The organism is Streptococcus porcorum, from assembly GCF_053203725.1.
Genome location: NZ_JBRUDG010000028.1, coordinates 1 through 24,852 on the forward strand (window position 1 = coordinate 1; position 24,852 = coordinate 24,852).

21 protein-coding genes and 1 pseudogene are annotated in these 24,852 nt (G+C 39.2%); 9 read left to right on the forward strand and 13 right to left on the reverse strand.

What is annotated here, in order from left to right:
* Positions 1 to 137: 137 nt before the first annotated feature.
* From ACVRWY_RS07310 to gla, 3 genes are all read right to left on the reverse strand, one after another.
* A complete protein-coding gene (locus ACVRWY_RS07310; protein ID WP_354369598.1) occupies positions 138 to 1,091 on the reverse strand; it encodes a serine hydrolase domain-containing protein in 954 nt (317 codons plus the stop codon).
* A gap of 1 nt (position 1,092) precedes the next feature.
* Complete coding sequence (locus ACVRWY_RS07315; protein WP_354369600.1) at positions 1,093 to 1,845, reverse strand: CppA family protein; 753 nt, start codon at positions 1,843 to 1,845, stop codon at positions 1,093 to 1,095.
* Between the two features lie 152 nt (positions 1,846 to 1,997).
* Complete coding sequence (gene gla / locus ACVRWY_RS07320) at positions 1,998 to 2,846, reverse strand: aquaglyceroporin Gla (RefSeq protein ID WP_354369602.1); 849 nt, start codon at positions 2,844 to 2,846, stop codon at positions 1,998 to 2,000.
* A 119-nt stretch (positions 2,847 to 2,965) separates the two neighbouring features.
* Here gla and ACVRWY_RS07325 point away from each other — a divergent pair, with 119 nt between their 5' ends.
* The 6 genes from ACVRWY_RS07325 to ACVRWY_RS07350 all read left to right on the forward strand — a co-directional run bounded on the left by ACVRWY_RS07325 (position 2,966) and on the right by ACVRWY_RS07350 (position 12,150).
* On the forward strand, positions 2,966 to 5,254 hold the full coding sequence (locus ACVRWY_RS07325; RefSeq protein ID WP_354369604.1) for a Xaa-Pro dipeptidyl-peptidase: 2,289 nt from the start codon (positions 2,966 to 2,968) through the stop codon (positions 5,252 to 5,254).
* Between the two features lie 476 nt (positions 5,255 to 5,730).
* A complete protein-coding gene (locus ACVRWY_RS07330; RefSeq protein ID WP_354369606.1) occupies positions 5,731 to 6,030 on the forward strand; it encodes a YbaB/EbfC family nucleoid-associated protein in 300 nt (99 codons plus the stop codon).
* An 80-nt stretch (positions 6,031 to 6,110) separates the two neighbouring features.
* A complete protein-coding gene (locus ACVRWY_RS07335) occupies positions 6,111 to 6,938 on the forward strand; it encodes a PrsW family intramembrane metalloprotease (protein ID WP_354369608.1) in 828 nt (275 codons plus the stop codon).
* Positions 6,939 to 7,336: 398 nt separating this feature from the next.
* The gene (locus ACVRWY_RS07340; protein WP_354369611.1) at positions 7,337 to 10,969 is read left to right on the forward strand and encodes a GbpC/Spa domain-containing protein; all 3,633 of its coding nucleotides are present in this window, start codon (positions 7,337 to 7,339) and stop codon (positions 10,967 to 10,969) included.
* 3 nt (positions 10,970 to 10,972) lie between these two features.
* Positions 10,973 to 11,536, forward strand: coding sequence for a hypothetical protein (locus tag ACVRWY_RS07345; protein ID WP_354369613.1), 564 nt, complete (start codon positions 10,973 to 10,975; stop codon positions 11,534 to 11,536).
* A gap of 50 nt (positions 11,537 to 11,586) precedes the next feature.
* Positions 11,587 to 12,150: a hypothetical protein gene (locus ACVRWY_RS07350; RefSeq protein WP_354369615.1), complete on the forward strand. Its 564-nt coding sequence runs from the start codon at positions 11,587 to 11,589 to the stop codon at positions 12,148 to 12,150.
* A gap of 96 nt (positions 12,151 to 12,246) precedes the next feature.
* Here the strand turns inward: ACVRWY_RS07350 and ACVRWY_RS07355 are convergent.
* The 3 genes and pseudogenes from ACVRWY_RS07355 to ACVRWY_RS07365 all read right to left on the reverse strand — a co-directional run bounded on the left by ACVRWY_RS07355 (position 12,247) and on the right by ACVRWY_RS07365 (position 14,279).
* Positions 12,247 to 12,982: pseudogene (locus tag ACVRWY_RS07355) on the reverse strand (MerR family transcriptional regulator).
* A 131-nt stretch (positions 12,983 to 13,113) separates the two neighbouring features.
* Positions 13,114 to 13,701, reverse strand: coding sequence for a 3'-5' exonuclease (locus ACVRWY_RS07360; protein ID WP_354369621.1), 588 nt, complete (start codon positions 13,699 to 13,701; stop codon positions 13,114 to 13,116).
* A gap of 62 nt (positions 13,702 to 13,763) precedes the next feature.
* A complete protein-coding gene (locus ACVRWY_RS07365) occupies positions 13,764 to 14,279 on the reverse strand; it encodes a DUF536 domain-containing protein (RefSeq protein ID WP_354369622.1) in 516 nt (171 codons plus the stop codon).
* A 115-nt stretch (positions 14,280 to 14,394) separates the two neighbouring features.
* Between ACVRWY_RS07365 and aao the strand changes: the two genes are divergently transcribed.
* Complete coding sequence (gene aao, locus ACVRWY_RS07370; protein WP_354369623.1) at positions 14,395 to 15,567, forward strand: aminoacetone oxidase; 1,173 nt, start codon at positions 14,395 to 14,397, stop codon at positions 15,565 to 15,567.
* Between the two features lie 58 nt (positions 15,568 to 15,625).
* Here aao and ACVRWY_RS07375 read toward each other — a convergent pair whose 3' ends face one another.
* From ACVRWY_RS07375 to tsaB, 6 genes are all read right to left on the reverse strand, one after another.
* Positions 15,626 to 16,651, reverse strand: a complete 1,026-nt coding sequence (locus tag ACVRWY_RS07375) for a threonine aldolase family protein (protein ID WP_354369624.1) — start codon at positions 16,649 to 16,651, stop codon at positions 15,626 to 15,628.
* A 10-nt stretch (positions 16,652 to 16,661) separates the two neighbouring features.
* Positions 16,662 to 16,985: a branched-chain amino acid transport AzlD family protein gene (locus ACVRWY_RS07380; protein WP_354369625.1), complete on the reverse strand. Its 324-nt coding sequence runs from the start codon at positions 16,983 to 16,985 to the stop codon at positions 16,662 to 16,664.
* Complete coding sequence (locus ACVRWY_RS07385) at positions 16,978 to 17,670, reverse strand: AzlC family ABC transporter permease (protein ID WP_354369626.1); 693 nt, start codon at positions 17,668 to 17,670, stop codon at positions 16,978 to 16,980. Before ACVRWY_RS07385 ends, ACVRWY_RS07380 begins: the two co-directional genes overlap by 8 nt.
* Positions 17,671 to 17,747: 77 nt before the next feature.
* Positions 17,748 to 18,764 carry a tRNA (adenosine(37)-N6)-threonylcarbamoyltransferase complex transferase subunit TsaD gene (gene tsaD / locus ACVRWY_RS07390; RefSeq protein WP_354369627.1) on the reverse strand — a complete coding sequence of 339 codons (1,017 nt, stop codon included), beginning with the start codon at positions 18,762 to 18,764 and terminating at the stop codon, positions 17,748 to 17,750.
* A 3-nt stretch (positions 18,765 to 18,767) separates the two neighbouring features.
* Complete coding sequence (rimI, locus tag ACVRWY_RS07395; RefSeq protein WP_354369628.1) at positions 18,768 to 19,190, reverse strand: ribosomal protein S18-alanine N-acetyltransferase; 423 nt, start codon at positions 19,188 to 19,190, stop codon at positions 18,768 to 18,770.
* A gap of 1 nt (position 19,191) precedes the next feature.
* Positions 19,192 to 19,878: a tRNA (adenosine(37)-N6)-threonylcarbamoyltransferase complex dimerization subunit type 1 TsaB gene (tsaB, locus tag ACVRWY_RS07400; protein ID WP_354369629.1), complete on the reverse strand. Its 687-nt coding sequence runs from the start codon at positions 19,876 to 19,878 to the stop codon at positions 19,192 to 19,194.
* A 281-nt stretch (positions 19,879 to 20,159) separates the two neighbouring features.
* Here tsaB and rpoY point away from each other — a divergent pair, with 281 nt between their 5' ends.
* Both rpoY and rnjA read left to right on the forward strand, forming a co-directional pair.
* A complete protein-coding gene (gene rpoY / locus ACVRWY_RS07405; RefSeq protein ID WP_354369630.1) occupies positions 20,160 to 20,390 on the forward strand; it encodes a DNA-directed RNA polymerase subunit epsilon in 231 nt (76 codons plus the stop codon).
* A 1-nt stretch (position 20,391) separates the two neighbouring features.
* On the forward strand, positions 20,392 to 22,074 hold the full coding sequence (rnjA, locus tag ACVRWY_RS07410; RefSeq protein ID WP_354369631.1) for a ribonuclease J1: 1,683 nt from the start codon (positions 20,392 to 20,394) through the stop codon (positions 22,072 to 22,074).
* Positions 22,075 to 22,363: 289 nt separating this feature from the next.
* Here rnjA and ACVRWY_RS07415 read toward each other — a convergent pair.
* A partial coding sequence (locus tag ACVRWY_RS07415) for an Ig-like domain-containing protein (RefSeq protein ID WP_447455789.1) occupies positions 22,364 to 24,852 on the reverse strand: 2,489 nt, incomplete at its 5' end.

Here is a 24,852-nt window from a genome sequence, read left to right on the forward strand (position 1 = left end):
CTGTAGTTTGAACTCGGGTGGATATTTGGTGAACTTACTTCCTTTTTTAGCCATGAGAAAAGAACCTCCTTATAAGAACAGTATATAACTTTTTTATACTGTCCATTATAAGCGGTTCTTTTCAGATTCAAACTCTTTTATTTTTTTATTTGATCAAGCTTTCCTAGACCTAGCAAAGACTCTTTTATCACTCTGATTAATTGATCTCGATCAAGAATCCACTGAGCTCTATCATCTTTTTCATAGGTACGATTGGATAAAAAAATGACTGCTTGTTGAGCCTTAGGATGAAACATGATAAATGTCCCTGTGTAACCCGTATGTAAAAGCCACTCATCTTGCAAATCCCAAGCTATCCCTCTTGTTTTAAGATCATTAGAGTACGATTGAGACCAATCTATCGAAAAATCATGGTTTAAATAGTAATTTAGAAATGTTTCTAAATCTTTTAACGTCGAAAATAAACCTGCACTTCCTGTATGATTCCCTAAAACTTGCGCCTTAGGATCATGCACTTGACCTGCGGTCTGATGTTTAGTGGTGGGAACAGCATCCCAAACAGGTCCAAATGAAGTCTGTAACATTCCAAGAGGACCAAAAATATGATCATCAAAAATCTGATCCAAGTCCTTTTGAAACAGCTCCTCTAGCATAAATCCCAGTAAAATGAAGTTAACATCAGTGTAATGAAATGACCTATCTTTTTTCAACTTCAGATGGTTCATGGCTTCCTTTAACCCCTTAAAATCCAGATGATCACGATTAGGGATATAAGGATCCAAACCACTGGTATGAGTTAAAAGCTGACGCAGAGTGACTTTGTCTTCTTGAAAATCAGGGTAATAACATCTCAGAGTATCATCTAAATAGATTTTTCCCATCTGCAATAACTGTAAACAGATAGTCCCCACACCGATAACCTTACTCACACTGGCCAAATCATAGCTAAGATTGGCTTTCGTTGGCTTACCTGGCTCACTTTCTCCAAAATAAAATTCTTGCCATTTTCCATTATTAAAAAGGGCTAGACTAGCCCCTAAATAAATACGATCTTGAATCTGTTCTTGAATTTTTTCTTTTATTTTATCCATATTATTTTACAAACCAAAGTTCGATACGACTGAGATCTGAAATCACAAGAATTTTTTCAGCACGATCCAGATACACTTCTAGACCTTTATCTTCAAAATAAGTCTTAAGCTGCGATAAGTCTGTATCAGGATTAACTTTAAATTCCAAGACTTCCAAATCCCAAGTGACATTTGGCTCAACTTGGAGGTCACATCCTTCTTCTACCACAAAGGACAAATTTAAGGGAAGGGCATCCCCAAATAAATCTTGATAAAAGTCTTGAGCATCTTTAGAGGGAACTCGTAATACTATCTCTTGAATCACAAAATCACTCAAACCCCAATCCTCAGTATGAGATTGAAAATCAGCTGTTTCAATCTCTACCAATGTGGACAAGTCATCCTCAGCATGCAGCAAAAAACGATCCTGCTCTGGAGAGGTGGCTTCAAAAGCAAAACCATTTTCTCCCCTATACAGCTTGTCATAGTCCACTCCTTTGGCTAGGAGGTTTTCAATATCTGCTGCTTGATGGCATTTCACTACTATCTGCTTCAATTTTTTCTTTCCATCACGAACACGGCGAGTTCGCATAGATGGTGATTCTTCAATAATAAATTTAATCGTCTGATCCTCTTTACTAGAAAAAAGAGCCAAACCATTTTCTTCAGAATGTAAGTTAAAACCTAGGGTCTCACGATAAAAAGCACTGTTTTTATCCTTATTATTCACTCGAATAAAAGGCAGGCTAAATACCATATTCTTAAATAATGTCATAATTCCTCCAACCCTATTATTTTAAAAAAATTTTTTTATTTTGACAAATAATTATATGGAAATTAGTCAGAATTTTTCATTATCTAACTAAGATCAACTATCTCACATTTATAAAAAAACCACATCCTAATAGGATGTGGTTTCACGAACGATTAGTTCATATAAAGATATTTAAATAGAGCTACAGCAAGGATTGATGCCAAGATTGGAGCAACAACTGGTACCCATGCATACCACCATTTTGAATCACCTTTAGCTTGACCAAGAACTGTTTTTGGTAAGAAGTGGTGAGCAAGACGAGGACCAAGGTCACGTGCTGGGTTAAGCGCTGGACCAGTAGGACCACCTAATGCCGCAACAAGAGCCATAACAAGGAAACCAATTGCAATGTGAGCTGAGGCAAGTGAACCTGTTACAAATGGAGCCACTTGAGTTTCAGCAGTTGTTTGATCATAACCATTTGCAATAAGGCGACCAACTAGCTCTGCACCAAAGAAGTTTTTCGTAAGAGCAAGTGCGCCAAAGAATAGAACGAATGAACCTGCAAACTCGTTGAGGAAACCATTAATCCATGATTCTTTGTGGCTTTCTTTAGTACCATCATCAAGAGCTGAGATAGTAGAGAATGAGCCTAAGATATGATTTGAATTTTCAGTTTTTAAGAAGTAAGGTTTGTAAACTGTTACCACCACTAATTGACCAAAAATCGCCCCCAATACTTGAGCTACAATATATGGTGCAACGTGTTCCCAAGGGAAGAGTCCTGAAACTGCCAAACCAAGTGTGAAGGCAGGGTTGATGTGGTTACCTGAAACGTTACCAAACATCATAGCTGGCATCATTACTGCCAAACCATAGCCGATTGCAATAACAACCCAACCACTGTTATTTCCTTTTGTCCCTTTAAGGTCTACGTTAGCAACTGAACCATTACCAATAATCAGCAAGAGTGCCGTTGCAATAAACTCAGTAATGTACTTTAAAGTCCATGTGATATCCATGTTGTGTCTGAATTCCTTTCAAAATTGTAAATATTTTTAGACATCTAACATTCTATCAAGTATAATGGATAAAGTAAAGCACTTCTTAAAATAAAAACGCTTACTTGTGAGGTTTCCCTATGAAATTTAACCAATATAGTTATATTCCAACAACGATGGAAAAGGCACTTAGCGAATTAACGCATCTTGGCTTTCCACTTTCTTTAGCTCTCACACCTAAAGACAATTTAACAGGCTTTCTAAAACGTCTTTTTTTTAATTACCCTGAAAGTGACGAGGTTTTAAAAGATTGGATTGCGGATGAACAGACAGACTTACTTGATTTTTTACAGTCTGATCAAGCTCTCAGTCCTGAAATCTTTTACACTATTGCCTTACAGGCACTTGAGTTTGTTCCTAATTTTGATTTTAGTGATGCAGGACGTTTTGTTCAGGATTGTCAATTTCCTATCCTATATGATGAAGCTAACCTCATTTTAAATCTCTATCAATTATTAACTTGCCGAACAAAGTCAGGTAATAGCCTAATCGATAAACTTGTCAGCACAGGCTTGATACAGGCAGATAATACCTACCATTTTTTTAATGGAAAAAGTCTAGCCACTTTTGATACCTCCCATCTTATTCGGGAAGTTGTCTATGTCGAAACACCCCTTGATACGCAAAATAAAGGACAGTACGATCTTGTACGAGTCCGTATTATTCGGCCGAGAACATCCCATCAATTACCAGTCATCATGACCCAAAGTCCTTACAATGAAGGCATCAATGATAAAGCGTCCGATGATAAACTTTATCAAATGGAGGGTGAACTCTCTGTCAAACCTCCACATACAATCTCTGTTGAAAATAAGGAACTAACCTTTGCAAAAATTCCTAAAACACCTGTTCCAGAAGCAGAGCAACTCGAAACATTTAGTCATATCCGCAGTTACACCTTAAATGATTATATGCTAGCTAGAGGATTTGCTTCTATCTACGTTTCTGGAATTGGAACTTTAGGTTCTGATGGGTTTATGACATCTGGAGATTACCAACAAGTTGCAAGTTATCAAGCAGTTATCGATTGGTTAAACGGCAGAGCAAATGCTTATAGCAGCCGTAAACGTGATCAAAAGGTCACCGCTCACTGGGCTTCTGGCTTGGTGGCTACTAGCGGAATTTCTTATCTAGGAACCTTATCCACAGGACTGGCTACTACTGGTGTTGAGGGCTTAAAAGTCATTATTGCAGAAGCTGGAATTAGCTCTTGGTATGACTACTATCGTGAAAATGGTTTGGTGTGTAGCCCTGGAGGCTATCCTGGTGAGGATCTAGATGTCCTTACAGAACTGACCTACTCTCGTAATCTACTTGCTGGAGATTACCTTAAAAACAACGCCCTTTATCAAACACAACTAGATCAACAGTCCCAGTCTCTTGATAGGCTATCTGGCGATTATAATCAATTTTGGCATGATCGTAACTATCTCATCCATGCCAACAACGTTAACTGCGAGGTCATTTACACCCATGGTTTGCAAGATTGGAATGTTAAACCGGGACAGGTCTATCATATCTTGCAGGCACTTCCTGATACTGTTAAAAAACATGTCTTTTTGCATCAAGGGGCCCATGTTTATATGAACAATTGGCAGTCCATTGATTTTAGAGAAACCATAAATGCACTTTTGTGTGATCGCATCCTAGATATCGGGACACATTTTAAATTGCCTACTGTTATTTGGCAAGACAATAACCTTGAACAAACATGGCGAAACTTAGAAACATTTGGAAGCTCCCATAACAAGCGTCTTAGTCTTGGACAAGAAGAAAAAACCATCCCTAATGCCTATACTCAAGATGATTTTGAACGTTATGGTAAAAACTTTCATCACTTTAAAGCTGATCTGTTTAGCCAAAAAACTAAGGCAGTGACGATCGATTTCCCTATCAAACAGGATTTATGGATCAATGGTCCAATCAAACTAAACCTTCGCCTAAAATCCTCTACCAATAAAGGCATCCTCTCTGCCCAGATACTAGATCATACCACCAAAAAAGGTTTTGGAGACAATCCTCGCCCTCTATTTGCTCAAAGCCTAGATAATGGTGTCAACTTTTCACGTGAAAACCTAGTGGAACTTCCCTTTGCAACGCAAGATAAGCGCGTGGTCACAAAAGGATTTTTAAACTTGCAAAATCGCACTCATTTGCTAAAAGTAGAGCCTGTTGTTCCAAATGAATGGATGTCCATTGAACTTTCTTTACAACCTACTATTTATCAATTTTTAGCTGGTGATACCTTGCGCTTAGTTCTTTATACAACAGATTTTGAACACACCATACGTGATAATACCGACTATCATTTAACAGTAGATTTGGCACAGTCAACAATAAACTTACCAGTTCAACCAAATACAAACTAATTAGATTAGATAGAACAGTTAGCAACCAATATCAAAATAGATACCTTTGAGAGAATCCTAGATGCTCTAGAAACAGATGTTGAACATTTTTTTGATATTAGCATCAAGGAAAATAATTCTGAAGTTTCACAATTACTGGATTCACTGTCAGAGCTACCAAAAGACAAACAAGAAAAAGCATTAAAGCTTTTCAAAGTTTGTTAGAACAAATGAAATAAATATAAGGTGACCAAAAATAGCTTCCCTCATAAAAGGAAGCTATTTTACATATTAAAAGGGAACTGCTCTAAATATCAAACTTATTAGTACAACTTCCTCAATCCAAATTTTGAGTTATGTCCTAAACATGATATAATAACTAAGAAAGAAAAAGTCGATTCTGCCTTTGAAAATTTTTAACAATAAGGCAAAATAGGGCAACAAAAATTCAACAAGAGGGTCTAAACCCTTGATACGAAAGGAATCTTAAAAATCTTATGATGAATATGCAAAACATGATGAAGCAAGCACAGAAGCTTCAAAAACAAATGGAAAAAGCACAAGCTGACTTAGCGGCAACAACCTTTACAGGAAAATCTGCGCAAGATTTGGTTACAGCCAACTTCACTGGAGACAAAAAATTAGTTTCCATCAATTTCAAAGAAGCCGTTGTTGATCCTGATGATCTTGAAACACTTGAAGATATGACGGCACAAGCTATCAATGATGCCCTTAGTCAGATTGATGACGCTACCAAAAAGTCTCTCGGAGCTTTTGCTGGAAAACTACCCTTTTAAATGACCTTAAAAACTCCCATAGAGATAGCAAGTGCTAACCTTTATGGGAGTTTTAATACCAATATTAAAAAGGAGATATTATGAAAAAGAGTTTTAGTCGTTTTAGGACAGAATTTATTGCCATTTTGGTCCTTGCCTTATGTATCTCAGGAATGCAATTTCAATTTTCTAGTTTATCGAAATTAGACCTTCCTACCAAAGATTTTCCCTTATTTTTATTGGCTTGTAGCTTATTGGCACTTTATCTGATTCCCTTTATCTTTTTAACCAACTACCTCAAAAAACGCTTTCACATTCCTCAACCGATAATCATCAGCAGCTGGATCCTTGGCTTACTCATACCAGCAAATATTGGATCATTGGGCAATGATGGTCTCTCTTATATCCTCCTAACTTTAGACCCTAAACGCCATATTTTAAATGACTGGGGAGCTTCTCTAACAGCGCCTTTTGCAGAAGAGATTGGAAAAGGATTAGTTGTATTGCTAGTATTCTTACTCTTTAGAAAGTTATCCCTAAAGGCAGGGCTAGTCGTCGGGATGATTGCTGGTATGGGATTTCAGCTCTCTGAAGACATTTACTACCTCTCTCAAGCAGCGATTAACAAGGAGCAAAATGTTTTCTCCATGGCATTTGAACGCATCGCCTCATCTGGCGTCAGCCACTGGGTCTTTACGGCTATCTTTTCACTGGGCCTCCTTGCTCTTGTCTCAAAAAACAACCGCATTTCTAAACAAAAAGCTATCCTTTTTCTCCTAGCACCTGTAGCCCTTCACTTCCTGTGGAACTCTCCGCTTGATTTTACAGGTATTGAAACTGTTTATGGGACCTTAAACTGGCTCGTTTTACTACTAGCCTTCAAAACAGTCGATCAACTACCAGATGATAAAGAAGAAGCCATAAAATAAGGCTCCATAATTTCTATAGTGGGTAAATCCACTATAGAGATTATGGAGTCTTTTTAAGTGTAAAAAAGCTCCATATGACCTATGATGAAAAGCGTTCAAGCAAATCATTAGAAAGAGTTCATATGGAACTCCTTAAACATACTACAGATGTAGGCGGATTAAAAGATAGAATCATTAAAATCCTGATCGTTTTACAGCTTCACACCTACATCCAGATATGTGCAAAATTGGACTATCAAACACCTGACTGTTCCTATTATCAAGGAAAAAGGATTCTCAAACAAGGAAAAGTCAGAAATCTGATTTTTTTTATCAAAATAACACCTCATAGAATGAATTGTGTTTCAAGCTCCCCTCATTGATGGTATAATAGCTCTATACTTTTAGAAGGGATAGTTATGAAAAAGAAATCTTACCAAGTTTTAGGAATTAGTCTTTTCAGTAGTTTATTGCTGGCAACACCCAAGGTCTTAGCTGATGAAATTTCACTTGCACCTGCTGCTAACTCTAATACATCTGAAACGACTGCTAATCAAGTAACGAATTATACAGACCATCAACCGTTAAACCAAGCTCTTTCAACAGCAGCTTCCGAAGGTATTGTGGTTGTCGCAGATGACACTGTGAGTTACGACATGAAACAGGCAGTTGAAAATGACTATAATGCACAAACCCAAACAGTCAATCAGCTGGTATCAGACTATCAAGCTGCTAAAGCGGACTATCAAAAAGCTGATCAGGCCTATCAGAACAACCAAAAAGAGGTTGAGGATTATCAAAAAGAAACACAAGCCTATCAAAATTATTTAGCTGCAGAAAAACAATACCAGACTGATTATAAGCAATATCAAAATCAACTAAAAACTTATGAAACAGCGGTAGCTAAAAATGATCTGTTAAAAACTGATTATCAAGCAGCCCTATCTCAATACCAACAAGAGGAAACCTCTTATCAAAAGGCTTTAGGGGAATATCAGAAACAGGTTGACCTCAATAAAGAAAAGGAAGCTCAGTTTCAGAAAGATCTGGCGAACTATGAAACAGCCCTCAATGATTATGAAGTGGCTAAAAAGGAATTTGATCAGGTCAAGGCAGACAATGATCGACTGCTTTCTCTTTATGAAGAGAAAGTCAACCTCTACCAACAGAATCATAGGGAGTGGGAGCTTGAGAAAGCTCTTTACGACGAAAAGTTTAAGGCAGCTGAAGCTGATACACTAAAAGAAGGTTTTCTAAGTAAAGTTCATGCGCAATACCTCATCTTCAAAAATGAGCCTAACGCTAAAGTTAGCTTTGAAGGGGTTCAAGATTTCTTTGGGGCTAATCATGACTTTGGCCTTGCCCTAGCAGGTATTTCAGGAAATCCAAAGGACATCACCAGAGACCAACAGCCTAACTTAGCGATAGGAGTGGGGGGAGCTACCGCTGCTGGGGCAGGAGATGGCTATGGAGTTTTCTTAAAACAGGGTCAACCGATTACCGTCACCTATACTGGACTGGAAAAATCAACCTATAAGGGACGCGCTATCACAAAGGTTATCTATACCTTTGAGTTAGTCTCTACCTTTAGTCCTGAGCAAGTAGCTACCGCTTTTATCTATAAAGACCCCACTAAAACGATCTATGTCGGTCATCATGGTGATAATCATGCCGCTACGGACTTTACGATTCATCAGACCATTCGTTTTTACTATAATGATACCGAACAAGTCATTCTAGATGAAGCTACCTCTTCTTTACTCTCTCTTTCTTCTTTAAATCATAGTTTTGAGTTTGGTGAACAAGAATACGTTAAGCTTAGCGATACGATGACCTTTATTCCGATTACAGGGTCATCTGTTTCCTCAAAAGATGGAATTGTTGCTTCTTTTGGAAGTAACAATAGTAAAGCCGATGGGTCAAAATATGATCGTGCTGACTGGGATAATGATGGTCATGACAATGAATACTTTGGCGCTGGTGTGGCTAAGATTGTAGGATCTACCATTGCCTTTGACTTTGGAATACGGTATAGTCAAGCGGATATTAACCAATCCAGTAACCCAGGACAATTACGAAACAGTTCACGCCTCTGGTTTGCGGTGAATACGGATCTCAAAGCATCAGGGATATTAGATACTCAGTTAAGAGAAGAACCCAAAGCACCTGAGAAACCTACACTCAATACAGCCATCAAGGAGCCAAGCAAACCCAATAAACCTCAAGCACCTGAACTGATCTCTCCTCAGAAACCACAGGCACCAACCAAACCAAGTGAGCCAAACTATCAACCTCTTCCAAAGAAGCCAGTTGCTCCTAATGTACCTAAAAAGATAAACAAGCCTCAGAAACCAAAGGCTATGGCTAAACCTACACCCCCTAATCTTCCTGTTATCTTTTACCACAAGGCTAGTTTCAAACCAGTTGTGAAAAATGCGGTAGCTAAGCCAGTTCAGGCGACAACGATCAGCTCAAAAACAGCTAAAGCAAGGGTTTACTACTTACCCGTAATGGTTAGCCCAACTCAAAGTCCAATCTATCCAAGCTATCGCCCCAACTATACTTTTAGTCCTACTAAAATTGTTGGTACTCTGGGTCCTCAACATTCAATGTCAATTAAGTCTTTGAATCCTGTCAGAATACAGTCTCAGAAGAAACCCAATCAACACTCCTCTAATAAGAAGGATCCTGATGATAAAGACGATTGGTTTGGAGAAAATACGGGGATAGTTGGTGATAAACAAACTGATTTAATCAACTTTATTAAAGAGATTGGTCAAAAGGCTAAGAAAAAACATGGTCATGACCTGAATAAAATTAATAGGGATATTGCTTTAACATTGGCTTCTCCTTCCTATGGTAATGACAAGTTACAGAATTTTTTTAGTACTTTTAAAGGTTCAATATATAAAGTACCTAATGATGCAAAACGTGCAATAATATCCAATCATAAAGACGGAAAGATTGATTTTGCCCATGTCATGACAACACTTGCTTCTTTGGAGGACCAAAAATTCTCAGATAATTTGATCAAGAAACTGTCTTCACGCTCTTTTCTCTTAGCATTTTTTCTAAAAAATCCAATATTAGGCCACTCCATTAATGACCGTCATCAGCGTAACATTATACTTGAGCAGAATTCATTACTTGGGGATATCTTCACAACCATGCCAGTGTCTGATATTTATACCGATATGGATTCGATTATCCTCTCTAGACACCCTAAGTACAAGCATTTACCATTAGATCAACGCATCCTTGCTTATTATAATCAAGAACATCTAGATAAAAAGCGGAAAGACCTCTTTTTGGAAGTCTATGGGATGAATAAAGGAAAGGACAAGGGGGAAGCCCAATTAAGCTCCTTCATCGAAATTGTAGCGAGTTTTCTAACCATTGGTGGTCTTGGATTATTGGGGTATTCTGTGAAGAATAAGAAGGATAAAAATATTGATAATCACATCCATCAAGTGGATACTGTCCTTTATGACGGCAATATTAATAAGTTTCTTAAACACCCCCTAAAAACAACAAAAGCTGCCATTGCCAAAACCATTGAGAAAAAGGTGGTTAAACCTGTTACTAAGGCCCTTAAAACCATCAATAACAAGATCATTAAACCAGTGACTAAAACCATTAAGAATAAGATCATTAAACCTATTACTAAAGCTATTAAAACCATCAATAATAAGGTTATTAAACCTGTTGTGCGGACTTTCAAGAAAACAAGGGCTAAGGTCATTAAGAATATCAAGACATTTGTGACTAAAACAGTTCCCAAAAAAGTGAATAAAATCATAAAAAAAGTCCCTACTGCTAAAAAAGTGATGGCAAAAGTTAGGAAAGTGATTCCTCAACCTGTCAAGAAGGCTATCAAAAAAGTCACCCAACCCCTTAAGAGGGTGGTGAGGAAGGTAGTACAACCCCTTAGAAGAGTGAGAGTGGCGAGACCTGTTTTTCAGCCTGTCCGAAAAGTCATTAGACGAGCAGCACCTGTTATTAGAAAAGTGAATAGACCTGTCCAGAAATCAAGTAAAAAACGGAGAAGATAAGCAATGAAAAAGAAAAAAATGCCTTTTATCAAAAGAATGATGATCACAATTGTTGTGCTAGCTATTGGCTCTCTTACCAGCTTCCTTTATATTGACCATAATTTTTCCACCTACTTTATCTACTATGCCAAGCATATCCCTCACGAAAAAGGTGCTAATCCTGAAATGGTATTTATTTTAGACTATCTAGACTATCTAGGAGAATCTTCCATTAAAGGATTAAGATACGATACAGATGGTCATAACTCAATTATAAAGGATAGTTCATATGTATTAATGCAAACTTATGATAATGATAATATGAGCTATGGAGTAGGATTTTTAAAAGAATACAATATCGAAAACTATCGTTTCTACTACTTTACAAAAAGTGGTAAATTTTATAGATACTCTTATCAAAAATCTGATACAAGGAAAGACATTTATGATAAGAGTGCTGTCAGACAAAAAGAGGCACAGAGCTATGTGGATGAGGTGATCAATCCCATTGTTGAAAAGATGGAGACAAAGCCAAGCGTGAACTTACAATGGCTGTTCAATAAGATTTATCAAAAACGATTTGAATAGAAAACTATCATCGTATCAAGAAATCAAGTAAAAAACGGAGAAGATAAGCAATGAAAAAGAAAAAAATGTCTTTTATCAAAAGAATGATGATCACAATTGTTGTGCTAGCTATTGGCTCTCTTACCAGCTTCCTTTATATTGACCATAATTTTTCCACCTACTTCATCTATTATGCCAAGCATATCCCTCACGAAAAAGGTGCCAATCCTGAGATGGTATTTATTTCAGACTATCTAGACTATCTAGGAGAATCCTCTATCAAAGGTTTAAGATACGATACGGATGGGGATAATGCGATCGTAAAAAATCATTCATTTTTTGTAGGTCAAGGATCTTTTACTGCCTCCTCTAAATATCTAGTTCTAATCTTCGAGGATACAAATGAAGAGATATACCGTACCTATTTGTTTGATAAGAGTGGGAAATTCATAGCTTACTATTATCAGAAGCCTGGTGTAAAGAAAGACATTTATGATAAGAGTGCTGTCAGACAAAAAGAGGCACAGAGCTATGTGGATGAGGTGATCAATCCCATTGTTGAAAAGATGGAAGTAAAACCAAGCGTGAACTTACAATGGCTGTTCAATAAGATTTATCAAAAACGATTTGAATAGAAAGCAATAATAAAAAACTATTCCCACATCATACATGTGGGAATAGTTTTTTATGGGTTAGCAACTTAATGTAATGGCATTGGACACCAGCTCGCTTTATTTACTGCGCTCCTTCGCTAGCTCCAAACAGTAGGAGATGGCCTTACAATTAGGACAGCTTAGTTTTCGTGTTTTAGGTGTATGCTTTGCCTTTATAAAAGACAGATAAGTAGGTTTAAAAGTCTTGTGACAGTGCGGACATAGATAAACCATTTTTTGATAGTAATATCGGGTAAGACCATAAACACCCACTAAAAAGGCTGCAGCTGTTAGTCCTCCTAATAAAAGAGAGTGCCTTTGATCTGCCCAATGAAAAGCTAACGTAACGACCACTACAATTCCCAGTAAACAGAGGAAAAACAACCTAAAAGTCTGATGCCAAAGTTTTTGATTTTTCATGATAAGCGAAACGTCTGATAGAGTCTCAAGTGAAGAGTTGGGATAGGTTTTCAAACTGTTAAGTAGAGTGACAGCTGTATCAAGCTTAGTCTTCTGTTCTAAAAGGACCATTTTTAAATGTCCAATATGCTCCTGTAAGATCAATTCGAGGACTGCGCTAGAATCGTCCTCAGCCAGTAACCTTTTTATCTGTTCTATGGAAAAATCCATCTCCATCTCCCTTAGAAAACAGATCATTTTCAGCTGTTGTAAAATCCCTATCGCTATAAATACGCCTACCAGCCTCTGTCAACTCAGAGGGCACTAAAATACCTCGTTGGTCATAGTACTGTACTGTTCGAACTGACACACCAGCTAGCTTTGCCAACTCCCCTGTCGAATAGGTATCAGACATTTCCTACACCTTCTTTCTATATACTGATGAGACAAAGTGTCAATCCTGTGCACCTGATTTCCCTTTGTTCTTATCCATTATAGAAGATCACCCTAGGTCACAAACAAGCCCTCACCTAAGGTGATTTTTTATCAATCCAACCAATTTCCTAGACTTGCAAAAGGATTGTCAATGCTCACTTCTTCTTGTTTTTCTAGAAGTTGGCGGTTTTCGTCAAACTCAAGGAATTTTTCATAGACTTGGGCTGTCATCCGTGCATCCTCCAAGCTATTGTGTCCTTGACCTTTAATGTCTAAAAAATTAGCGACTGTCTGTAATTTTAAATTAGCAATCCCATTCAAATCTGTGCTACGGCGTTCAAAGGCTTGATCATAAAGATCAACTTGATAAAGCGAGGTCAAATCCAATCCATTTTCTAATAGTAAAGGAAGGTCACTTTTTTGAGCATTATAGCCAATTAAAGGGACTTGACCTACAAAATCTTTAAAACTCACTAACACCTGCTCTATCTGTGGTGCCGATTGAATTTTTTCAGCTGTAATACCAGTTAAACCATTGATAAAACTCTGTAAAGGAACCCTACTGTAAACATAACTGTCAAAACTGTCAACTTCAATCCCTTGACAATAACGCACCGCTGAAACTTGAATAATATGGCTGACATCATCAACTGTATTAAATTCCAAATCAAAAGCAATATACTCTGTTAATGTCTTCATCTCATTTCCTCCAAAAAAGAGTGGAAACCATCTCAACACCCCACTCTTTTCATCTTATCTGCTTATTTTTTAAAAAGACGTGCAAAGAAACCTTTACGAGCTTCAACTTCTTTTTGGCTTTGAATTTCTTCCACTTCAGCTTTTGCTTCATTCAAAGCTAATTGTAACTTTTTACTATCTTCCATAGCTGCCAAAGTTAACTGTTGTTGTTGATCTAGCTGCTTATCTTTTTCTGCGATCTGAACATCCTTGACACGCAATTGTTCATCTTTTTCAGCTAGTTGTACATCCTTAGCCTTAATCTGATCATAGAGACGTGTAATCTCAGTATTTTTTTCATCTACTAAGATTTGTAGTAACTCACGGTCATTAGCCTCTTCTTTCACAGGCTGATCTTCAAAAATGGTCTTATTGTAAATCTGCTCAAGCTTTAACAGTCCTTCACGCTTAACCACTGTCACCCCTTTGTCATTTTTGGTTAAATCTTCTTCTGGAAGAGACTTGACACGGTTGTTGACAGCTTGACGACTGACACCCAAAATCTCAGCAATTTCACTAACGGTTTTTTCAACTGACATTCTATCTTCACCTCGATTATTATTTCATTTATGATAGCACAGTTGACAACAACTGTCAATCTGACTTGACACCTCACATTAGTGAAAAATAGAACTTTTATGGTAAAATAAAAGCATGACACATTTTGATACTATCGTAATCGGAGGAGGACCTGCAGGCATGATGGCAGCTATTGCTTCTAGCTTCTACGGTCAAAAAACTCTCCTCCTTGAAAAAAATCGTAAACTTGGTAAAAAATTAGCTGGAACTGGTGGTGGACGTTGTAATATTACCAACAATGGTAGTCTTGAGGACCTATTAGCTGGTATCCCAGGAAATGGTCGCTTCCTCTACAGTGTCTTCTCACAGTTTGACAATCATGATATTATTAACTTTTTTGAAGAAAACGGCGTCAAACTCAAAGTAGAAGACCACGGACGAATGTTTCCCACAACGGATAAATCTCGAACGATTATCGATTGTTTGGAAAAGAAGATACTAGAATTGGGTGGGCAGATCAAAACGCAGTTTGAAGTGGTTTCAGTCAAAAAAATAGATCAACTTTTCCACATCAAATCTAATGATACTCATTTTACCTGTGACAAACTCATTGTCACTACTGGCGGAAAGTCTTACCCATCCACAGGATCCACAGGATTCGGTCATGAGATTGCCCGACACTTCAAACTAGAGGTGACAGCTCTTGAAGCCGCTGAAAGTCCCCTCTTAACCGATTTTCCGCATAAAGCACTCCAAGGAATCTCCTTAGATGATGTGACCTTGAGCTATGGTAAACACCTTATCACGCATGACCTACTCTTTACCCATTTTGGACTTTCTGGTCCCGCTGCTCTGCGACTATCTAGCTTTGTAAAAGGAGGAGAAACAGCACATCTTGATTTTCTTCCACAAACAAGTGAGGAAGAATTGTTGACCTTATTTGAGGCACAACGTGAAAAATCCTGTAAAAATGTCTTAAAAAGCTTACTGCCTGAACGTCTAGCAGATTTTTTAGCGCAGCCTTTCCCAGAAAAAATCAAGCAACTCTCTCCACAAGAAAAGCAAGACCTTGTGGAAAACCTCAAAGCTTTTCCTATCAACATCACAGGAAAAATGTCTTTGGCCAAATCTTTTGTCACTAAAGGTGGCGTAGATTTAAAAGAAATCAATCCTAAGACCCTAGAAAGCAAGAAGGTTCCTGGACTCCACTTTGCAGGAGAGGTGCTAGATATTAATGCCCATACAGGTGGCTTCAACATCACTTCTGCCCTCTGCACAGGCTGGGTGGCAGGAACACCAAGGTATTAAACCTCCAATAAACAATAAGCAAGGCTAAACCAATACCACGGTCTAGCCTCTTTTTATGCTATAGTATGTTTCGTAATGCTTTTATATCGTCATCTGTCGTTGACCAGCTGGTTGCTAGACGAATGACTGTATGCTTATCATCATACTTTTCCCAAAAGCTATAAGCGATTTTTTGAGAAAGTGAATCTAGCTGGCTATTTTCAACAATAATAAACTGCTGGTTGGTCGGAGATTCTAAATAAAAACGATAACCTTTTTCTTTTAAAATAGCTTTTAATTCTTCTGCTAAGGCTAACGCTTTTTGCCCGATTTCCATATAGAGATTGTCTGTAAAAAACTGATCAAACTGAATCCCATACAAACGTCCCTTAGCTAGCAAGGCACCGTGTTGCTTGACAATGGTCATAAAGTGCTTTGGCATGTTCTTTTTGGTAAAGACCAAGGCTTCACCTGCTAGAGCTCCCATCTTTGTGCCACCGATATAAAAGGCTGAGCAGAGTCTTGCAATTGTAGGTAAATCAAGATCTGTCTCCTTAGCAGCTAGACCATAGCCCAGACGGGCACCATCTAAAAAGAGAGGGATCTGATAATCGTGACAAATCCGAGATAAATCTTCTAACTCTTGCTGGTTATAGAGTGTTCCGTATTCGGTCGGATGGGAAATATAAACCATTCCAGGATAAACCATATGACTGTGATTACCATCTGCATAAAAGGTTTCCAGGTAATCCGCTACTGCTTGTGCTGATAGCTTGCCATCTTGGTGGGGAATCGTTAGGACTTTGTGTCCCGTATATTCAATAGCACCAGCTTCATGTAAGGCAATATGTCCTGTCTCTGCTGCAATAACACCTTCATAAGACTGCAATAAGCTGGCAATGGCGACTTGGTTGGTCTGTGTTCCTCCTGTCAGAAAAACAACCTCTGCCTCATCTAGCTGACAAGCCTCTCTAATCTTTTCGATAGCAGACTGGGTATAGCTATCTGTGCCATAACCTGATAGGTTTTCCTCATTACTTTTGACCAAGGCTTCTAAAAGTTTAGGGTGACACCCTTCATTGTAATCATTTTCAAAATGTAACATTCTATCCTCCTTACATCACAAAACGCAAAAATGCAACACAAATAATCCCAACTGCTACAGCTAACATCACATTTTTCGTCTTAGCAACAACAAAAAAAGTCGGTAAAACAGCTAAAAACTCAACCCATTTTAAGCGAGGTAGTTGGGTAACTTCCTCTGTGAAAATACTAGATAAAATCAAGGCAAAGATGATGGTAATCGGCAAGTAACTTAAAAACTGGACAACCTTATCCGGTAATTTAGCCAATTTCACCAAGAAATAAGGCAAGATACGAGGAATCCATGTGACTAAAGCTGCTAAAAAAATGGCCCAAAAAACATATGCACTAATCATTGATCATTACCCCCACAAAACATCCTAAAAGGGTGGCACCTAAAACCGCCAAAGACTCACTCACAATAATAGCTAATACAAAATAGGAAATAAAAACACTTAGCAAAATCCAAGAGACTTTTTTCACTGAGACACGCCTAATCATCCCTTCGAGTTGATTAACCAAAATAGCTACAAACATAGCAACTAAAGCAAAGTCAATCCCAAAACGATCTGGGTTTGGAATTAAACCTCCTAAGATAGTCCCTACAACCGTTGCCAAAAACCAAGACAAGTAGCCTGCAAAGTTATTCCCATACATCCAAAAAGGAGAGATAACTTTTTGCTCCAAACGATGCCCCAATAAGACCCCATAACTCTCATCAGTCATAAAAGAGCCAATCAGCACTTGTTGATAGAGCTTAGCTTGTGGAAAAATTGTGGACACATGAAGATTCATCAAAAAGTGCCTAATGTTAATCAAAAATACCGTCATGGCAATGGTCGATAAAGGTGCCTTGGTCAGAAGCATGGCACATAAAACAAATTGCCCACTCCCCGAGTAAACCAGTAAACACATGAGCCCCATCTCAAATGGGGATAATCCAGCTTTACTCCCTACTATTCCACAGGCTAAGCCAATAGAGAGATATCCCAAAACAGTTGGAGTTGCCGCTTTTGCCCCAAGCTGCATTTCTTTAAACATAAAAAAACTCCTTGTACAGTTAGTGATTGCCCTATTATAAAACACCCTTGGCAATATAGCAAGGGTGCCTATGGGATTTAGTTTTCTAAATAGTCAAATGCCAAACTCGGCTTGGCATTAAGGTCTAAGGAGGCAAAATTGCCCTTATCATACTCTACTGCTGCTGCATAAGCAATCATACCAGCATTGTCTCCACAAAGTCGTAAAGGAGGGATAATGACCTTAACATCCCTTATCTCCTCTGCTAAGCGTTCTCGTAAGCCTTGATTGGCAGCGACGCCACCTGCAACTACTAATGTATTAACAGGGTAGCGCTCTAGCGCTTTTTTCGTCTTAGCCAAAAGAATGTCTAAAACAGCTGCTTGAAACGAGGCACAAAGATCCTCCAATACCAAATCCTCACCTTTTTGCTGAGCATTGTGATGCAGATTGATAAAGGCAGACTTCAAACCTGAGAAAGAAAACTCTAGATGGTCTTCTTTAATCATAGCACGAGGAAACTGATAAACATCCTGTCCTTTATGGGCTAACTCATCAATCTCACGTCCAGCAGGATAGGTCAGCCCCATGACACGACCAACCTTATCATAAGCTTCACCAACAGCATCATCTCGCGTTTCTCCAACGATATGGTACTCTCCAGGTGCTGTCACATAAACAAGCTCTGTGTGTCCTCCTGACACCAATAAAGCGAGTAAAGGATACTCTAGCTCCTCAACTTCTCTTGCTGCCATTAGGTGACCTGCCATATGATTGACTGGAATTAAGGGTAAGCCATGTGCCCAAGCAAATGCCTTAGCTGCTGCCATTCCAACCAAGAGCGCTCCCACTAAACCTGGTCCGTAGGTAACCGCAACTGCATCTAAGTCACTGGCTACAACCCCTGCTTCTGATAAGGCATCCTCAATACAAGTCGTAATAACCTCCACATGATGACGACTGGCTACCTCAGGGACGACACCACCAAAACGCTTATGGCTCTCCACTTGACTAGCAATGATATTAGATAATAGTTCCTTACCATTTTTTAATACAGCTACACTGGTCTCATCACAGGAAGACTCAATAGCTAAAATATATTGATCTGTTGTCATTTTTTATCCTCTATCTCTTTTCATTAGAATAGCATCTTCTGATGGTGCTTGATAATAGTTTTTTCGCTTACCGACTACTTCAAAACCAAATTTAGCATATAAGGTTTGGGCAGAGCGGTTACTCTCTCTAACTTCTAGAAAAACAGGCACACCAAGATCGACTAAAAAAGTCATCAAACGTTCCCCAAATCCTTTGGATTGATGGGATTTTTTAACGGCAATATTCGTCAGCTCACACTCCCCCACCAGATGTTGAAGGGATAAAAAACCTACCATTTCTCCGTCTTCGTACACATAAAAATACTCTGCTTGAGGTTGGGATAAATCCGTCAAGACTTGTTGGTAAGTCCAAGGCGACTGTATGTAAACGTCTTCTAAAATAGCAAAAACTGACTGGGCTAAATCTTCTCTTTTATCTTCCAGCATCTCAAACTCGCTTAATGTAATCTGTGTCTGTTTCTTGATTTGTTTTTAACCAATTTTCCTCAGCTTCTACTTTTTTCAAGTATTCTGGCACAAAAGCATCAATAGCGACAGGATCTAGCGACAAGGCAACTTTCCCTATCTCATAGGCACTTGGAAGAACTGGAGTAATCTCTGCTTTTGGGAGAGCATTTTTAATCTGATCAGAAAAATTGTCAACCTCCCCAACAAAGCTGACCTTTTCGTAGCCTTTGACGGCTTCTAAAACTTGCTCAAAGCTAGCATGACAATCTGGCTTGATCGCTCTGCCTTTTTCATAAAAACCAACATAAACATTATTTCGACGAGCATCCATCACTGGCACCACCAGATGTGATCTAGGGTGATTTAAAGCAATAGCTTGTAGGCTAGACAGCCCTACTAGATCAATCTTTAAACTGTAGGCTAAGGTCTTAGCAGTTGCTACTGCAACACGCAAGCCTGTGTAAGAACCTGGACCTTGTGCCACAGCGATACGGTCCAAATCACTTGGTTGCCAGCCCACTTGTTGCATCAAAAAATCAATGCTTGGCATGAGGCTGATACTATGATTTTTTTTAACATTAAGGGTTAGCTCCCCTTGTAATTGCTCATCTTCTAACAAGGCTAAAGAGAGCGCTTGACTTGATGTATCAAAGGATAAAACTTTCATTTCTTAACTGTCCTCACTTGATTCTATCCTTTATTGTATGATATAATTGTGATAATTGCAACGAATCAAGGTTAAATCCATTACACTATAACAATTGAATATGAGGTGGCTATTTAACAGTCACTTAACCCAGTGGTCATCTGCTATCATCTTTTAAAAAAGGTAGTAAACCAATCTTGGGGTGGGAGTCTGACGCTTTTGCAAGTCACATTTCGCCCACTCTCTTTTTATTAGTTCAATTCAGATGGGCTTAACCCATTCAAAACCAGAAAGGAAATCTCATGATTTATAAAGTATTTTATCAAGAACGCAAAGACCGTAGCCCAAAACGTGAACAAACCAAAGCCCTCTATGTAGAGGTGGAAGCTTCAACTGAACTTGAAGGACGTATTATTGCGCGTAAACTTGTTGAGGACAAAACAGACTATAATATTGAGTTTGTTGAGTTATTATCTGACAAACACCTTGAATACGAAAAAGAAACAGGTGTCTTTGAATTAACGGAGTTGTAAGATGTCAAATATCAATTTAAAACCCGAAGAAGTTGGGGTTTATGCCATCGGTGGCCTTGGTGAGATTGGTAAGAACACTTACGGTATTGAATACCAAGATGAAATTATCATTGTTGATGCTGGGATTAAGTTTCCTGAGGATGATCTCTTAGGGATTGACTATGTTATCCCCGATTATTCTTACATTGTCGAAAATATCGATCGTGTCAAAGCACTTGTGATTACTCACGGGCACGAAGACCATATTGGTGGTATCCCTTTTCTTCTCAAACAAGCTAATATCCCAATCTATGCAGGTCCTCTAGCGCTAGCTTTAATCAAGGGAAAACTCGAAGAGCATGGTTTGCTTCGTGATGCTAAGATGCATGAAATCAACCACAACACAGAGTTAACCTTTAAAAATCTCAGTGTTACTTTCTTTCGGACAACCCACTCTATCCCAGAGCCCTTAGGAATTGTCATTCACACGCCTCAAGGTCGTGTGGTTTGTACAGGTGACTTTAAGTTTGACTTTACACCAGTTGGTGAGCCTGCAGATCTACATCGTATGGCTGCTCTTGGTGAGGAAGGTGTCCTTTGTCTCTTGTCAGACTCAACCAATGCAGAAGTGCCAACTTTTACCAATTCCGAAAAAGTGGTTGGTCAGTCCATCATGAAAATTATTGAAGGCATTCATGGACGTATCATTTTCGCCTCTTTTGCCTCAAACATTTTCCGTCTGCAACAGGCCGCTGAGGCTGCTGTGAAAACAGGACGTAAAATCGCAGTCTTTGGACGCTCGATGGAAAAAGCTATTGTCAATGGTATTGAGCTTGGCTATATCAAAGTTCCAAAGGGGACCTTTATCGAACCTAATGAAATTAAAGACTACCATGCTTCTGAAATTCTCATCATGTGTACAGGAAGCCAAGGGGAGTCAATGGCTGCTCTAGCTCGTATCGCTAACGGTACCCACCGTCAAGTCACTTTACAGCCTGGTGATACCGTTATTTTCTCATCTAGCCCAATTCCAGGTAATACGACAAGTGTCAATAAATTGATTAACACTATCCAAGAAGCTGGAGTGGATGTGATTCATGGTAAAATCAACAACATCCATACTTCTGGACACGGTGGACAACAAGAGCAAAAATTAATGCTCCGTTTGATGAAACCCAAGTACTTTATGCCGGTTCACGGTGAATACCGTATGCAAAAAGTTCATGCTGGTCTAGCGGTAGATACTGGGGTTGAAAAAGATAATATCTTTATCATGGAAAACGGTGATGTCCTTGCTTTAACAAAGGATTCCGCTCGCATTTCTGGTAAGTTTAACGCTCAAGATGTCTATGTTGATGGTAATCGTATCGGAGAAATCGGTGCTGCTGTCCTTCGTGATCGTCGTGATCTAGCTGAGGATGGTGTCGTCTTAGCAGTCGCTACGGTTGACTTCAACTCTAAGATGATTTTAGCTGGACCAGACTTGCTGAGTCGTGGCTTCATCTATATGCGCGAATCAGGTGATCTGATTCGTGAAAGCCAACGCATCCTTTTTAATGCCATCCGCATTGCCTTAAAAAATAAAGATGCTAGTATCCAATCTGTTAATGGTGCTATTGTCAATGCTCTTCGTCCTTTTCTTTATGAAAAAACTGAGCGTGAGCCCATTATTATTCCTATGGTACTAACACCTGATCACAAATAGAAAAAACCATTTCGGCTATATTAGCTGAAATGGTTTTTTTATAATCCATCGTGGTCATGCCTGTCCATGGCTAGCCTTTATTTTATCTCTATATCTTATAAGCTAACAAATCCAACATAAACTAAAAACAAGAGACCTATCTAGGCCTCTTGTTTTAATAATGCTCTCGTCATACGAAGTCATAAGAGCGATCTCTTTTCATCATCTTTGAAATATCAATGTTAGACAAGCTTTTTATGACAAAGAATGGTAAAGACTCTTAATTGAGCTTATGAAAAGGGATTGGCTATTAATCTTCTTTACGACGACGTTTTGCTGCGAGTCCAAGCGAAGCAAGAATCATGCTAGCACCTAGTGCAACGGCTGATGTAGTATCTTCTTCACCAGTGTTAGGTAATTGTTTACCTTTTGCTTCGAATTGATTGCTTGTTGAAGCATCAGATTGAATGGTGATACCACGTGTAGCAGAAACGGCTTTCTTACCAGTTTGAACTGCCACTTCTTCATCAATTACTTCAATAATGTCTGCTTCTGTTAATTCTGAAACATTACCTGCGGCATCTTTAGTGTAAGCTGTAACAACTGTGTTAGCCTTGATAACATCTCCAGGAATAATAACTTGTCCTGTTTCTGGGTTAACAAATACTACTGTGTTATCAGTTGTCCATTTACCATCTTCACCTTTCTTAACAAGGACAGTTTGTGTATTACCATCTTGATCAACATAAGTAATCACAAGTTCTGTTGCATCATCAGAAGGCGTCACAACGATATTACCATTACCATCATCTGTAATCTCTGGAGCTACTGGAGCTGTGGTGTCTGGAACCGTTACTTCAGTTGGTGTTGATGTGTTACCTGCGTCATCAGTAGCTGTCGCAGTCACTTTATCACCATCTTTAAGCTCTACACCTGCTGGGACGTCAACTGTGTAGTTACCGTCTTCGTCTGCAGTTGTTGTTGCAGTTGAACCATCTGGGAAGGTTACAGTTACGGTTGAACCTGGTTCAGCTGTTCCTGTTACTGTAGTGTCACCTGCTTTTGGTGTGTTGACTACTGGTGCTTCAGGTGCTGTGGTATCTGTATTTGGTGTCACAGTGTCAGTTCCTGGGATAGTGTCAACTGAGCCGTCTGGATAAGTGATCGTTACTGTTCCGTCGTTACCAACTGTGACGTCTGTTCCTGTTGGAAGGTCTGGATTAGCTTTCTCAACTTCTTCTTTAACTTTAGCTTTCTCATCATCAGTCAAGTTGTTTGTATCTTCAACTGGCGTTACGGCTGGAGTATTTGGGGTGTTCTCATCCGCATCTGATGGGTTAGCTGTTGTTGTAGCTTCTGTTGGTTCTGAGACGTTACCTGCTTCATCAGTAGCTGTCGCAGTCACTTTATCACCTTCTTTAAGCTCTACACCTGCTGGGACGTCAACTGTGTAGTTACCGTCTTCGTCTGCAGTTGTTGTTGCAGTTGAACCATCTGGGAAGGTTACAGTTACGGTTGAACCTGGTTCAGCTGTTCCTGTTACTGTTGTATCACCTGCTTTTGGTGTGTTAACGACTGGAACTTCTGGTGCTGTCGTGTCTGTGTTTGGTGTCACAGTGTCAGTTCCTGGGATAGTGTCAACTGAGCCGTCTGGATAAGTGATCGTTACTGTTCCGTCGTTTCCAACTTCTACAGTTGTACCTGTTGGAAGGTCTGGATTAGCTTTCTCAACTTCATCCTTAACTTTAGCTTTCTCATCATCAGTCAAGTTGTTGGTATCTTCAACTGGCGTTACGGCTGGAGTATTTGGGGTGTTCTCATCCGCATCTGATGGGTTAGCTGTCGTTGTAGCTTCTGTTGGTTCTGAGACGTTACCTGCTTCATCAGTAGCTGTCGCAGTGACTTTGTCGCCTTCTTTAAGCTCTACACCTGCTGGGACGTCAACTGTGTAGTTACCGTCTTCATCTGCAGTGGTTGTTACAGTTGAACCGTCTGGGAAGGTTACAGTGACAGTTGAGCCTGGTTCAGCTGTACCTGTTACAGTTGTGTCACCTGCTTTTGGTGCGTTAACAACTGGTGCTTCTGGTGCTGTTGTATCTGTAATTGGCGTTACTGTATCAGTACCTGGGATTGTATCAACTGAGCCATCTGGGTAAGTGATGGTTACTGTTCCGTCGTTACCAACTGTGACTTCTGTTCCTGTTGGAAGGTCTGGATTAGCTTTCTCAACTTCTTCTTTAACTTTAGCTTTCTCATCATCAGTCAAGTTGTTTGTATCTTCAACTGGCGTTACGGCTGGAGTATTTGGGGTGTTCTCATCCGCATCTGATGGGTTAGCTGTTGTTGTAGCTTCTGTTGGTTCTGAGACGTTACCTGCTTCATCAGTAGCTGTCGCAGTGACTTTGTCGCCTTCTTTAAGCTCAACACCTGCTGGGACGTCAACGGTGTAGTTACCGTCTTCATCTGCAGTTGTTGTTACAGTTGAACCGTCTGGGAAGGTTACGGTTACAGTTGAGCCTGGTTCAGCTGTACCTGTTACAGTTGTGTCACCTGCTTTGGGTGCGTTAACAACTGGTGCTTCTGGTGCTGTTGTGTCTGTATTAGGTGTAACAGTATCAGTACCTGGGATTGTATCAACTGAGCCATCTGGGTAAGTGATCGTTACTGTTCCATCGTTACCAACTGTGACTTCTGTTCCTGTTGGAAGGTCTGGATTAGCTTTCTCAACTTCTTCTTTAACTTTAGCTTTCTCATCATCAGTCAAGTTGTTTGTATCTTCAACTGGCGTTACGGCTGGAG

Bases quoted from the DNA above. Each gene is read 5' to 3' on its own strand.
- ACVRWY_RS07385 (WP_354369626.1), bottom strand. From the start codon at position 17,670: ATGTTTAAAGAAATGCAGCTTGGGGCAAAAGCGGCAACTCCAACTGTT.
- ACVRWY_RS07325 (WP_354369604.1), top strand. From the start codon at position 2,966: ATGAAATTTAACCAATATAGTTATATTCCAACAACGATGGAAAAGGCA.
- gla (WP_354369602.1), bottom strand. From the start codon at position 2,846: ATGGATATCACATGGACTTTAAAGTACATTACTGAGTTTATTGCAACG.
- rimI (WP_354369628.1), bottom strand. From the start codon at position 19,190: ATGCTGGAAGATAAAAGAGAAGATTTAGCCCAGTCAGTTTTTGCTATT.
- rnjA (WP_354369631.1), top strand. From the start codon at position 20,392: ATGTCAAATATCAATTTAAAACCCGAAGAAGTTGGGGTTTATGCCATC.
- ACVRWY_RS07330 (WP_354369606.1), top strand. From the start codon at position 5,731: ATGATGAATATGCAAAACATGATGAAGCAAGCACAGAAGCTTCAAAAA.
- tsaD (WP_354369627.1), bottom strand. From the start codon at position 18,764: ATGACAACAGATCAATATATTTTAGCTATTGAGTCTTCCTGTGATGAG.
- ACVRWY_RS07315 (WP_354369600.1), bottom strand. From the start codon at position 1,845: ATGACATTATTTAAGAATATGGTATTTAGCCTGCCTTTTATTCGAGTG.
- ACVRWY_RS07360 (WP_354369621.1), bottom strand. From the start codon at position 13,701: ATGAAGACATTAACAGAGTATATTGCTTTTGATTTGGAATTTAATACA.
- ACVRWY_RS07350 (WP_354369615.1), top strand. From the start codon at position 11,587: ATGAAAAAGAAAAAAATGTCTTTTATCAAAAGAATGATGATCACAATT.
- ACVRWY_RS07310 (WP_354369598.1), bottom strand. From the start codon at position 1,091: ATGGATAAAATAAAAGAAAAAATTCAAGAACAGATTCAAGATCGTATT.
- ACVRWY_RS07375 (WP_354369624.1), bottom strand. From the start codon at position 16,651: ATGTTACATTTTGAAAATGATTACAATGAAGGGTGTCACCCTAAACTT.
- rpoY (WP_354369630.1), top strand. From the start codon at position 20,160: ATGATTTATAAAGTATTTTATCAAGAACGCAAAGACCGTAGCCCAAAA.
- aao (WP_354369623.1), top strand. From the start codon at position 14,395: ATGACACATTTTGATACTATCGTAATCGGAGGAGGACCTGCAGGCATG.
- ACVRWY_RS07335 (WP_354369608.1), top strand. From the start codon at position 6,111: ATGAAAAAGAGTTTTAGTCGTTTTAGGACAGAATTTATTGCCATTTTG.
- ACVRWY_RS07340 (WP_354369611.1), top strand. From the start codon at position 7,337: ATGAAAAAGAAATCTTACCAAGTTTTAGGAATTAGTCTTTTCAGTAGT.
- tsaB (WP_354369629.1), bottom strand. From the start codon at position 19,878: ATGAAAGTTTTATCCTTTGATACATCAAGTCAAGCGCTCTCTTTAGCC.
- ACVRWY_RS07380 (WP_354369625.1), bottom strand. From the start codon at position 16,985: ATGATTAGTGCATATGTTTTTTGGGCCATTTTTTTAGCAGCTTTAGTC.
- ACVRWY_RS07345 (WP_354369613.1), top strand. From the start codon at position 10,973: ATGAAAAAGAAAAAAATGCCTTTTATCAAAAGAATGATGATCACAATT.
- ACVRWY_RS07365 (WP_354369622.1), bottom strand. From the start codon at position 14,279: ATGTCAGTTGAAAAAACCGTTAGTGAAATTGCTGAGATTTTGGGTGTC.